9 protein-coding genes are annotated in these 12,337 nt (G+C 66.1%); 4 read left to right on the top strand and 5 right to left on the bottom strand.

Annotated features, from left to right (window positions below; genetic code table 11):
* Positions 1–413: 413 nt before the first annotated feature.
* The 3 genes from cydP to cydB are packed head-to-tail and all read left to right on the top strand — an operon-like array spanning position 414 to position 3,427.
* Positions 414–674: a cytochrome oxidase putative small subunit CydP gene (cydP, locus tag G5S42_RS27575; RefSeq protein WP_176109633.1), complete on the top strand. Its 261-nt coding sequence runs from the start codon at positions 414–416 to the stop codon at positions 672–674.
* Positions 664–2,256, top strand: a complete 1,593-nt coding sequence (locus tag G5S42_RS27580) for a cytochrome ubiquinol oxidase subunit I (RefSeq protein ID WP_176109634.1) — start codon at positions 664–666, stop codon at positions 2,254–2,256. Before cydP ends, G5S42_RS27580 begins: the two co-directional genes overlap by 11 nt.
* A 34-nt stretch (positions 2,257–2,290) precedes the next feature.
* Positions 2,291–3,427: a cytochrome d ubiquinol oxidase subunit II gene (cydB, locus tag G5S42_RS27585; RefSeq protein WP_176109635.1), complete on the top strand. Its 1,137-nt coding sequence runs from the start codon at positions 2,291–2,293 to the stop codon at positions 3,425–3,427.
* 116 nt (positions 3,428–3,543) lie between these two features.
* On the opposite strand, the gene nagE is transcribed toward cydB, so the two are convergent.
* The 5 genes from nagE to G5S42_RS27610 all read right to left on the bottom strand — a co-directional run bounded on the left by nagE (position 3,544) and on the right by G5S42_RS27610 (position 10,994).
* The gene (nagE, locus tag G5S42_RS27590; RefSeq protein WP_176109636.1) at positions 3,544–5,343 is read right to left on the bottom strand and encodes an N-acetylglucosamine-specific PTS transporter subunit IIBC; all 1,800 of its coding nucleotides are present in this window, start codon (positions 5,341–5,343) and stop codon (positions 3,544–3,546) included.
* A 131-nt stretch (positions 5,344–5,474) separates the two neighbouring features.
* On the bottom strand, positions 5,475–8,069 hold the full coding sequence (gene ptsP, locus G5S42_RS27595) for a phosphoenolpyruvate--protein phosphotransferase (protein ID WP_176109637.1): 2,595 nt from the start codon (positions 8,067–8,069) through the stop codon (positions 5,475–5,477).
* An 11-nt stretch (positions 8,070–8,080) separates the two neighbouring features.
* Entirely contained in the window at positions 8,081–9,097 is a 1,017-nt protein-coding gene (locus tag G5S42_RS27600; RefSeq protein ID WP_176109638.1) for an SIS domain-containing protein, read from the bottom strand.
* Positions 9,081–10,184 carry an N-acetylglucosamine-6-phosphate deacetylase gene (nagA, locus tag G5S42_RS27605; protein ID WP_176109639.1) on the bottom strand — a complete coding sequence of 368 codons (1,104 nt, stop codon included), beginning with the start codon at positions 10,182–10,184 and terminating at the stop codon, positions 9,081–9,083. The genes G5S42_RS27600 and nagA overlap by 17 nt, the downstream gene beginning before the upstream one ends.
* Before the next feature lie 75 nt (positions 10,185–10,259).
* Positions 10,260–10,994 (bottom strand): GntR family transcriptional regulator, encoded by a 735-nt coding sequence (locus G5S42_RS27610; RefSeq protein WP_176109640.1) that lies wholly within the window; start codon positions 10,992–10,994, stop codon positions 10,260–10,262.
* A gap of 367 nt (positions 10,995–11,361) precedes the next feature.
* Here G5S42_RS27610 and G5S42_RS27615 point away from each other — a divergent pair, with 367 nt between their 5' ends.
* On the top strand, positions 11,362–12,288 hold the full coding sequence (locus G5S42_RS27615) for a bifunctional helix-turn-helix transcriptional regulator/GNAT family N-acetyltransferase (protein WP_176109641.1): 927 nt from the start codon (positions 11,362–11,364) through the stop codon (positions 12,286–12,288).
* Positions 12,289–12,337: the final 49 nt, after the last annotated feature.

The raw sequence follows: 12,337 nt of genomic DNA on the forward strand, positions 1-12,337 counted from the left end.
CGTCGAAGCCATGCGCGCGTCAATTGTGTCCTGCCCACGACTTGGGTAAAAGCGACACACGGTAACCGGTCGCGTACTATTTAGCGACCATCGCGCTCAAGCCCCGCCCTCGCAAGACGGCGGGGCTTTTTCATTCCTTTCGTCCATTCGTGCGTCTCCCGGCCGCAGCGCATTCGCGTAGGCCTGTCCCCAAGCCGGCCTGTCGAGCCCGGTAAGCCTTTCTTGACGTATCGCGAGTCCGGTAGCAATACTGCACAGACGCGGCAAGTTTCACGACGTGATGCCGCATGGCTAACCTTGAGCGCGCGAGGTTCTCCCTCCTACAGTCGGCATGCATTCGCCAGACTGCCCGACGGCAAGGGCGGTCTGGATCCGGCCGGACTCTCCGGCGTGAAGTCGTCTTTCGACCGATCATGACCCTAGCCCTCAATCGCAGCAGCACTGTCCGGTCGCGCTTGCGCGGCGGGTTCACCAGGTGGGTGCGCGGTCCAACCCTGGCGCGCGATATCGCCATCATCCTCGTCATCAAGTTCGCCCTACTGATGGCGCTCAAATTCGCATTCTTCAATCATCCGCAGGCGGAGCACATGATGCTGCCGCCTCGGCAGGTCGCGCAGGCGCTGCTGTCGGTGCCCGCCCCGCATCCGTCCGGAGGTGATCAACATGCCCGTTAGCGAAGTCGTAGAACTGTCGCGGCTCCAGTTCGCCATCACGGCGCTTTATCACTTTCTGTTCGTGCCGCTCACGCTCGGCCTCGCCTGGTTGCTCGTCATCATGGAGTCGGTCTACGTGATGACCGGCAAGCAGATCTACAAGGACATGACGCAGTTCTGGGGCAAGCTGTTCGGCATCAACTTCGCAATGGGCGTCGCGACCGGCCTCACGCTCGAATTTCAGTTCGGCACCAACTGGGCCTATTACTCCCATTACGTCGGCGACATTTTCGGCGTGCCGCTCGCCGTCGAAGGACTGATGGCGTTCTTCCTCGAATCGACGTTCGTCGGTCTGTTCTTCTTCGGCTGGAACAGATTGTCAAAAGTGCAGCATCTGATCGTCACGTTCTGTGTCGCGCTCGGATCGAACCTGTCGGCGCTGTGGATTCTGATCGCCAACGGCTGGATGAACAATCCGGTCGGCGCGACGTTCAACTACCAGACGATGCGCATGGAGCTCGACAACATCGGCTCGGTGATCTTCAACCCGGTCGCACAGGTGAAGTTCGTGCACACGGTGTCGGCCGGTTACGTGACCGCGGCGTTGTTCGTGCTCGGGGTGTCGTCGTGGTATCTGTTGAAGCGCCGCGACACCGAGTTCGCGCTGCGCTCGTTCGCGATCGCCGCCGGTTTCGGCCTCGCGTCGGCGCTGTGCGTAATCGTGCTCGGCGACGAATCCGGCTATCGCACCGGTGAAGTCCAGCAGGTCAAGCTCGCCGCAATCGAATCCGAATGGGAGACCGCGCCCGCGCCGGCGCCGTTCACGGTCTTCGGTATTCCCAATCAAAAGGAGCAGCGCACCGACTACGCGATCCGCGTGCCGTATGCGCTCGGCATCATCGCGACCCGCTCGCTGAGCGAACCCGTGGTCGGCCTGCGCGACCTGATCGTCGAAAACGAGGGGCGCATCAAGAACGGCATGCTCGCCTACTCGGCGCTGCAGAAGTTGAAAGGCGGCGACTCGAGCGACGAAGCGCACGCCGCGTTCGACAAGTACAAGGACGATCTCGGCTACGGCCTGCTGCTCAAGCGGTTCGCGCCGAACGTCACCGATGCGACGCCAGACCAGATCGCGGCCGCGGCAAAAAGCACGATTCCGCCAGTGCTGCCGCTGTTCTTCTCGTTCCGCATGATGGTCGGCCTCGGCCTGCTGTTCCTCGCGACCTTCGTGCTCGCGTTCTGGTTCTGCGCGCAGCGCACGCTGCTGCTCGAAAAGCGTCGCTGGTTCCTGCGTTGGGCGGTCATCGCGATTCCGCTGCCGTGGCTCGCCGCCGAGCTCGGCTGGATCGTCGCCGAAATGGGCCGCCAGCCGTGGAGCATCGCGGGCATTCTGCCGACCAACCTGGCCGCATCGACACTGACGCCGCGCGATCTGTATCTGAGCATCGGCGGCTTCGTGCTGTTCTACACGGGGCTGTTCGTCATCGAGATCATGCTGATGCTCAAGTACGCACGGCTCGGCCCTTCGTCGCTGCATACCGGCCGCTATCACCACGAGAACGACCAGCAGGTGACTCAGCCGCTGTCGAACACGGCCGCGTGACGCGCCGCCACACCGCTTCAGAGGAATAAGCCATATGGACTACGCAGCTCTCAGACTGATCTGGTGGGTATTGATAGGTGTACTGCTGATCGGCTTCGCGCTCACCGACGGCTTCGACATGGGCGCGGCGATCCTGCTGCCGTTCATCGCCAGGACGGACTCCGAGCGCCGCATCGTCGTGAACACGGTCGGCGCGACGTGGGAAGGCAACCAGGTCTGGTTCGTGACCGCGGGCGGCGCGATGTTCGCGGCGTGGCCGCTCGCCTACGCGGCATCGTTCTCGGGCTTCTACTTCGCGATGCTGCTGGTGCTGTTCGCGCTGTTCTTCCGTCCGGTTGGCTTCGACTATCGCGGCAAGCGCGAGGATCCGCGCTGGCGCAACGCGTGGGACTGGGGTCTCTTCATCGGCGGCTTCGTACCGGCGCTGGTGTTCGGCATCGCGTTCGGCAATCTGCTGCAAGGCGTGCCGTTCTCGTTCGATACCGATCTGCGCGTCACCTATCACGGCAGTTTCTTCGGCCTGCTCAATCCGTTCGCGCTGCTGACGGGTCTCGTCAGCGTGTCGATGCTGGCCGCGCACGGCGCGGCGTTCGTCAAGTGGAAGACCGATGGCGAGGTTCACGAGCGCGCGTCGAAGGCGCTGCGGCTCGCGGCGCTGTGCGCGGTGGTGCTGTTTCTCATCGCGGGCGCGCTCGTCTCGACGATGATCGGCGGCTATCAGATCGTCGACATGCCGCCGCTCGACGCGGTCTCCAATCCTTTGATGAAGACCGTGATCGGCGCGCCGGGTCTGTGGCTGAACAACTACGCGCTCTATCCGTGGATGGCGATCGCGCCGCTCGCGGGTTTGGTCGGCGGGGTGCTCGCGGTGCTGCTCGCACGCTCGCGCTTCGAGGCGACGGCGTTTCTGTCGACGTCACTGATGGTCGTCGGCGTGATCCTGACCGCGGGCTTCTCGATGTTCCCGTTCATCATGCCTTCGTCACTCGACGGCCGCAGCAGCCTGACAATGTGGGATTCGACGTCGAGCCAGATGACGCTCGAAATCATGCTGTTCGCGGTGATCCTGTTCCTGCCGATCATCCTCCTCTATACCGGCTGGGTTTATCGCGTGATGCGCGGCAAGGTGACCGCCGCTGCGATCAAGGAAAACCACCATTCGATGTATTGAGCGGCACCAGCGGGTGACTCGCCAGGCGGCACGCTTGGGTCGTAGACGCGAAAGCGACACCTTGGGACAAGGTGCCGCTTTTTTTCTCTCAACAGTGCCCGACAGCCATCAGCCGATCAAGCCGGCACCGGCGCCGCGCCCGCGCCACCGCCTTGCGACGACAGCCGCTCGGCCAGCTTCTGCGCATAGCGCTGCGCGGCCTCGCCGACGACGATATGGAACGTGTCGGTCGACACCCACGCGGTATCGAGCGACGCGAGGCGCTGACGATCGATCGCCGCCGCATCGCGCACGACCACGCGCAGACGCGTCGCCGCGACCGCATCGAGCGACACAACGTTGCCCGCGCCACCGAACACGGCGAGCCAGCGCAGCGGATCGGGGTCGAGCGGACCGCCTTGCGCGTCGTCGGCGTGCCCAGCGTTTCGCGCGGCCGGCGCGGCAGCGGTAGCCGGCGCCGACACGGCAGCACTCGCCACCTTCACTGCGTCGCCCTGACCCTGCGCGATCGCCGTACGCATCTCATCGGCGATGATGTCCGCTTCCGGTCCGATGATCACCTGCACGTTGTTCGCGCCGCGCTTGAGCACGCCACGCGCGCCGATCGACTTCAGTTCGCTTTCGGAGACCTTGTCCGCATCGACGACCGACAGGCGCAGACGCGTCGTGCATGCATCCACGACCGACAGGTTCGCCGCCCCACCGAGCGCCGCGATATAACGCTGCGCACGCGGCACGGCCGCACCGGCCGCCGGCGCGACGAAACCACCCTCCGCGAACGACTCGACCTGCTCTTCCGCAGCGGCGGGCTCACGGCCCGGCGTCGCCATGTTGAACTTGCGGATGAAGAAGCGGAACAGACCGTAGTACACGACCGAGTACACGATACCGAGCGGAATCGCCCACCAGCCCTTCGTCGACAGACCGAAGTTCAGCACGTAGTCGATGAAGCCCGCCGAGAACGTAAAGCCGAGGTGAATGCCGAGCGCCGAGCAGATCGCGAGCGACAGCCCTGTCAGCAGCGCGTGGATCGCATACAGCACCGGCGCAAGGAACATGAAGCTGAACTCGATCGGCTCGGTCACGCCGGTCAGGAACGACGTGAGCGCCATCGAGAACAGCAGGCCGCCGGCCACCGCGCGACGCTCCTTCGGCACCTCGTGGAACATCGCGAGACACGCGGCCGGCAGGCCGAACATCATCACCGGGAAGAAGCCGGTCATGAAGGTGCCCGCGGTCGGGTCGCCGGCGAAGAAGCGGTGCAGGTCGCCCGTGACCGCCGCGCCGCCGGCCGGCGTGAAGCTGCCGAACACGAACCACGTCAGCGAGTTCAGGATGTGATGCAGGCCCGTGACGAGCAGCAAGCGGTTCAGCACACCGAACACGAAGGCGCCGAGCGCGCCGGCCGTCGTGAGCCAGTGGCCGGCCAGATCGATCGCGCTCTGCACCGGCGCCCACACGTGGCCGAATATGATGCCTAGCACCACGCAGACCACGCCTGTCACGATCGGCACGAAGCGTTTGCCGCCGAAGAACGCCAGGTAGTCGGGCAGCTTGATGTCCTTGTAGCGGTTGTACAGCAGTCCCGCGACGATCCCCGCGATGATCCCCGACAGCACGCCCATGTTGAGCTTGTCGTTGATGTCCTTCATCACCGCGGTCTGCACCAGATAGCCGATCGCGCCAGCCAGACCCGCGACGCCGTTATTGTCTTTGGCGAAGCCGACCGCCACACCGATCGCGAACAGTAGCGGCAGGTTGTCGAAGATCGCGCCGCCCGCATCGGCGATCATCTTGATGTTGAACACGTCGGGCTGGCCGAGCCGCAGCAGCAGGCCGGCGACCGGTAGCACCGCGATCGGCAGCATCAGCGCGCGTCCCAGGCGCTGTATCTTCAGAAACGGATTTGCATCCATCGGTATCTCCAATTTTGTCTCGTGGGGTAAGTCTTCGGTGAGTAGTGCAGCATTGCGGAGAATCGCGCCGCGCGTGAAGGCAGCCGTACTGCCGGACGCACGGCGTGCGAGTTCTCCATTTGATTAATCTTTCAATCGAGCGGCCACGTCGCGCGGCTTGCGGCTCGAACCGCCTGCGCCGAGTCGAGCGCGAGCGCATCGCGAGCGCGCTGGCGGCACAACTGATAGTCGAGCGTGCGCACGCGTGCCTTGATGCCGGGCACCGAGACCGGATCGACCGATAGCTCGGTCACACCCAGGCCCACCAGCAGCGGCATCGCGAGCGGGTCGCCGGCGAGCGCGCCGCATACGCCGACCCATTTGCCATGCTTCGCGGCACCTTCGACGGTCGCCGCGATCAGCCGCAGCACCGCCGGATGCAGGCCGTCCGCCTGCGCCGCGAGATCGGGCTGGCAGCGGTCCATCGCGAGCGTGTATTGGGTCAGGTCGTTGGTGCCGATCGACAGGAAATCGGCGTGCTGGGCGAGCTGATCGGCGAGCAATGCGGCCGACGGCACTTCGATCATCACACCCACTTCGACCGGCTCGGTGCTGCCCGCTTCGCGTGCCAGTTCGTCGATACGCTTGCGGATGCGGATCAGTTCGCCCGCATCGGTGACCATCGGCAGCAGGATGCGCACGGCGCCGATCGGACGCACTGCGAGCAGGCCACGCAGCTGGTCATCGAGCAGATCGGGGCGCACCTGCGCGAGGCGCACGCCGCGCAGGCCGAGCGCGGGATTCGGCTCGGGCGGCAGCGTCAGATAGTCGACTTCCTTGTCCGCGCCGACGTCGAGCGTGCGGATGATCGCGCTGCGGCCGCGCAACGCATCGACGATCGCCTGATAGCTGTGGCGATGCTCGTCCGCGCTCGGCGCGGCCGGGCGGTGGATGAACAGCAGCTCGGTGCGCAACAGGCCGACCGAGTCGGCGCCGTTGTCGACCGCGGCGTTCGCGTCGTCGAGTGTGGCGATGTTGGCGGCCACTTCGATCGCGCGGCCGTCGGCGGTCGCCGCTGCCTGTTGCGAGGTGCGGCGATTCGCTTCGCGCACGTCGGCGAGGCGGCTGCGTTCGCACCGGGCGCGTTCGACGTCGAGTTCGGTCGGCGCGAATTCGAGCCGGCCGGTGCTCGCGTTCACCACCACCTGAGTGCCATCGGGAATCGCATGCAACGCGTCGCCGACCGCGACCAGCGCCGGGATGCCCGCCTGACGCGCGAGAATCGCCGCGTGCGAGGTCGCGCCGCCACGTGCCATCACGAGCGCGGTCACACGCGTGCGATCGAGCGACGACAAATCCGACGGCGTGAATTCGTCGGCCGCGAGCACCGCCTCGTCCGGCAGCGTGCGGGCGGCGCTACTCGTGTAGCCGAGCGCGCGCTGCACACGCTTTTCGATGTCGCGCAGATCGGCGGCCCGCTCGGCGAGCAGTGCGTCTTCGACATTACTCAGGATGTCTATTTGCGCGCGGATCGCCTCGCGCCACGCAAAACCCGCGCTCTTGCCGAGGCTGATCAGATCGCGCGCGGCGTCGAGCAGCGTCGGATCTTCGAGCAGCACGCGATGCACCGCGAAAATTCCCGCCTCGCCGACCGCCCCGCGTTGCGACGCATCGCGCACGATCGCGTCGAGATCGGCGTCGACGGTCGCGATCGCCTTGTCGAGCAGACGGCTTTCCGCCGCCGACGTGCCGCTCGCCTGCTCCGGCGGATCGACGTCCGCGTCGTCCCAGCGCACCAGCTTGCCGACCGCAACGCCCGGCGCCGCGCATACACCCGCGAGCGTATTCGGCGCGAGCGGCTCGCCCGCGGCGGGCGTGGCAACCACGGTCGTCGGTGCTGTCGCCGGCCGCGCGGGCTTGTGTTCCACCTCACCGTGCGCTTCGCGCGTCAGTTCATCGGCGATCGCATCGACCGCCGCCTGCGCGTGCGGACCGACGCCGAGCAACTCGACGCTCGCGCCTTCGCCGGCACCGAGTCCCAGCAGACCCACCACGCTTTCGATCGGCGCCTTGCGCCCGTCGTAGCGCACCTCGACGCGCGCGTCGAAGCCGCGCGCCGCTTCGCGCGCTCGCGCCGCGGGCCGCGCATGCAGACCGCCCGCGTGCGTCAGCGTGATCTGCCGGCGCGCTTCGTCCATCACCTGCGCGGCGCACGCCTCGCGCACCGCGTCATGACTGACGCCGTCGCGCGCGCGCAGCACCAGCAGTGGCGTTTCGCCGGCCTTGACGTGACCGTTCGGCGCCCGCTCGATGATTTCGAACATTTCCGAATTCGCAATCGCGACCACCGACACGAGGCTCGGCGCATTCAGCGCGACCTGATCCTGATCGAACTCGATCAGCACGTCACCAGCGCGAACCTGCGCGCCCTGCCCGACCATCGGCGCAAAGCCCTTGCCGTTCAGCCCGACCGTGTCGATACCGATATGCAGCAGAATCTGCGCACCTTCGGCGCTCTCGAGCGTCACCGCGTGGCCGGTGCGCGCGAGATGCGTGACGACGCCGTCGCACGGCGCGACGAGCCGCCCCTCGAGCGGATCGACGCCGATGCCGTCGCCGAACATGCCGCCCGAAAATACCGGGTCCGGCACCTTCGCGAGCGGCACCACCGGACCGGTCAGCGGTGCAAGCAAAACAATGTGATCTTCGGAATGGCTCATCAGGTTGGACTTCTCGACACGTCGCATCGTCGTTCTCGTCAGTGAGTTTCGGTGACTTTGTTCAGATGGCGTGGCGCGTCGGGATTGCGCCCGCGCGCGGCGGCAAGATCCGCGGCCATCACGTAAAAGGACAGGATGGCGGCGATCGGATCGAGCGCCGCGTGTGCGGTGGCGACGAGCGGCAGCGAAGCTTGCGCGACGTCATCGGGTGCGGCGAGCAGCACGCGCGCGCCGCGCGCGCGCATGTCGTGCGCGAGTTGCAGCAGACCCGCCTGCTCTGGTCCGCGCGGTGCGAACACGAGCAGTGGATAGTCGCGGTCGATCAGCTCCATCGGACCATGACGCACTTCCGCGCTCGAAAACGCTTCGGCCTGGATGCCGGAAGTTTCCTTCAGCTTGAGCGCGGCTTCCTGCGCGATCGCGAGGCCAAGGCCGCGGCCGATCACGATCATCCGCTCGATGCCGCGCAACTCGTTGACGGCCATCGACCAGTCGAGCCGGCCCGCGCGTTCCAGCGCGTCGGGCAGCGTATTCAGTCCAGCGAGCAACTCGGCGTCGTTCTGCCAATGCGCGACCAGTTGCGCGGAGATCGACAGCATCGCGATGTAGCTCTTGGTCGCGGCAACGCTCAGTTCGGGACCGGCGACGAGCGGCAGATGCCACTCGCACGCGTCGGCGAGCGGTGAGCTAGGTGCGTTGACAGCGGCGACCGTCAGCGCGCCGGCTGCTCGCAACGCGTTCATCGTGCCGACGAGGTCGGGGCTCTTGCCCGATTGCGAAAACGCGAGCGCAAGCTGATCGCGCACCTGCAGCGGCGCCTGCTGCAGCGTCGCGACCGACATCGGCAGCGACGCGACCGGCACGCCCAGGCGGCTCATCGTCAGAGAGGCAAAGTAACTGGCGGCGTGGTCCGAGCTGCCGCGCGCGACGGTCAGCGCGACGTGGCGCGGCTGTTGCGCGAGCGTCGCGGCGAGCGCCGCGACGCGTGAGGAGTCCTTGAGCTGCTCGGCGACCGTTGCGGCGGACGCGAGCGCTTCTTTAAGCATATTCGACAATGGCGTCTCCTTCGACGTAGGTTGCGCTAAGCGCCAGCTCGCGGTCGAAGACGACCACGTCGGCCCACGCACCGCGCGCGATGCGCCCGCGGTCCTCGATGCCGAGATAGTCGGCGGCGTAGCGCGACAAACGGTGGGATACATCGGCGATCGGCAGGCCGATCGAGACAAGATTGCGCAGCGCCTGATCCATCGTCAGCGTGCTGCCCGCGAGCGTTCCGTCGGCCAACCGTACGCCCCCGAGACACTTGGTCACGTGCTGGCTGCCGAGGCGGTACTCGCCGTCGGGCATGCCGGTGGCCGACGTGCTGTCCGTCACCACGTACAGGCGCGGAATCGCGCGCAGCGCGGTGCGGATCGCACCCGGATGCACGTGCAGCAGGTCGGGAATGATTTCGGCGTATTCGGCGTGCGCGAGCGCCGCGCCGACGAGGCCAGGGTTGCGGTGATGCAGCGGCGACATCGCGTTGAACAGATGCGTGAAGCCGCACGCGCCGTGCTTGAGGGCGGCGACCGCGTCGTCGTAGGTGCCGAGCGAATGGCCGAGCTGCACGCGCACGCCGCGCGCCGCCATCTCGGAGATGATCTCCATGTGGCCGGCGATCTCGGGCGCCAGCGTGACCACGCGGATCGGCGCGATCGACAGATACTTGAGCACCTCGTCCATCACCGCCGATACCGCCGCGTCGGGCTGCGCGCCGAGCTTGCCGGGGTTGATGTACGGCCCTTCCAGATGCACGCCGAGCACCCGCGCGCAGCCCGGCGTGCGCACCCGCGTGACGGTGCCGAGCCCGGCGACGACGTTCATCAGTTCGTCGCGCGGCGCGGTCATCGTCGTTGCGAGGAGGCTCGTGGTGCCGTAGCGCGCATGCGTGCGGGTAATCGTTTCGATCGCGTCGCCGGCTTCCATCACGTCGGCGCCCCCGCCGCCATGCACGTGCAGATCGATGAAGCCGGGCAGGATGTACGGTGCGTCGTTCGTCGACGGATCGACGCGCTCGCCTGACAGCGCCGTGATGCGGCCGTTTTCGTATTCGAGCGTGCCGTGGATCCACCCTTCGGTGGTGAGTATGTTTCCGGTCAGCATGGGTCTCTCTGGTGCGTGATACGTATGCGGCAAAAGTGCGTTCGCCGGACTTGCGGCCTATGCGGCCCGCGCAGTTCAGGTGCGCAATTCAGCGACGAAGTCGTAGTAGCCGTCGCGGCAATAGGTGTCGGTCAGCTCGATCGCGCGCTGATCCGCGCTGTAGCCGATACGGGTAATGACCAGCAGTGCGGTGCGCGGTTCGATGTCCATCAGCGCGGCGATTTCGCTCGACGCGTTGACCGCGCGGAAGTGCTGCAACGCGCGTACGACAGCCGCGCCGCGTTGCTCGAGATAGCTGTACAGCGAGTCACCGATCACGAGCGGATCGGGCACGATCGCGACCGGCAGCGCCGAATGCTCGACCGCCATCACGATGCCGTCCGCGCGCCGCAGCCGCCGCAGGCTCGCGACGGCCGCCCCGGGCGACAGGCCGAGGTGCAGCAGCTCGTCGCGATTGGCAGCGCGCACATCGCGTTCGAGCCATACCGAATCCGGGCGGAAACCGCGCTGCTGCATCTTCTTCGTGAAGCCGGTGAGACGCGACAGCGGGTCTTCGACGCGCGGCGTGATGAAGCTGCCGGCGCCGCGCGAGCGCCGGATCAGTCCCTGCTCGACCAGCAGTTCGATCGCCTTGCGCGCGGTGATGCGCGATACGCCGATCGCGTCGGACAGCGTGCGCTCGGAGGGCAGAGCCTCGCCGGCCGACCAGACGCCGCAATGGATCGCCGTCGCCAGGTTGCGCGCGAGCTGCAGGTAGAGCGGCGTGACGTTGCGCACGTCAGGCATCAATGCGGACCAGCGAGTTTCCATGGGACTCCAGGGACGCCGCGAGCAGCACGGCCTCGAAAAATGAGAGCCCATTATATAACCAACATAATACCAGTCAACGGACTGGTTCCATGTTGGTCAGGACGGCCGGAAAGCCTTACCAGGTAAGGTTAAGATGCGATTTTAAGGGCTGCTGGGAAAGGGATTCGCGGACCAGGACTTTCCCGAATCGGACCAATTGACGATACCAGCGAGCTGCGACCGGGCTTTAGTGGTATCAAAACACCTCTATGATCAATACCTGTTTAATACCGGTTGGCGCCAGGCTGCGATGGACTGGCTTTGTAAATAAGGGTCGTGCCGATATAGTGCGCTGTACCGACCATAAAAAGTTTCGGGGGAGCCGTCCTTGACTGATTCCGCGGCGCTGCGGCGCGCTCAGGCCGTCCGCCATTTCAATCGCTTCTATACCCAGTGCATCGGCGCCCTGCACGAACATCTGGCGCGAAGCGAGTTCTCGCTGACGGAAGTGCGCGTGCTGCACGAGCTATCGCGTGCCCGTGCGCAGACCGCATCGGTGCTCGGGCGCGCGCTCGGCCTCGATAGTGGCTATCTGAGCCGCTTGCTGACCAGTTTCGAGCGACGCAACCTGATCTCGCGCCGCCCGTCCGACACCGACGCGCGCCAGTCGCTGATCGCGCTCACCGAGCACGGCCACGCCACCTACGCACCGCTCGACGCCGCCGCCATCAACGAAGCACTCGGCCTGCTCGACAAACTCAGCGCGCTATCGCAGGAGCAATTGATCGCCGCGATGAAGCTGATCGAGCGGCTGCTCGGCGACAAACCGAAGCATGAGCTCGTGGTGCTGCGTCAGCCGCGCACCGGCGAATGCGGCTGGCTCGTGCATCGGCAGGCGCAGTGGTTCGCTGCGCAGTACGGTTGGGATCACACGTTCGAGGGCTTGCTCGCGCGCGTCGTCGCCGAGTACGCGCAGCGCAACGACCCAGTCCGCGAGAAGTGCTGGATCGCCGAACAGGAAGGTCTGGTGGTCGGCTCGGTTTGCCTCGTGGGAGTCTCGACGACGGTCGCGGGCGTACGCCTGCTGTGGGTCGAACCGGACGTGCGGCGGCTCGGCATCGGTACGCAACTGATCAGCGAATGCGTGCGCTTCGCGCGGCGCGCGGGCTACACGAAGCTGACACTGACCACCGCGAGCGCATTGGCGGAGCCGCGGCGGCTTTGCGAGCGCGCTGGGTTCAAGCTGGCCGACAGCGCGACGCAGCACCGCTTCGGCCACGATCTGATGATCGAAAGATGGGAGTTGGAGCTATGAAAAAAGCACGCGCCTGTGCGGCGCGTGCCTTTCCCGATGCTGTGCGATT

It is taken from the genome of Paraburkholderia youngii (genome assembly GCF_013366925.1).
GTDB classification, from domain to species: Bacteria; Pseudomonadota; Gammaproteobacteria; order Burkholderiales; family Burkholderiaceae; genus Paraburkholderia; species Paraburkholderia youngii.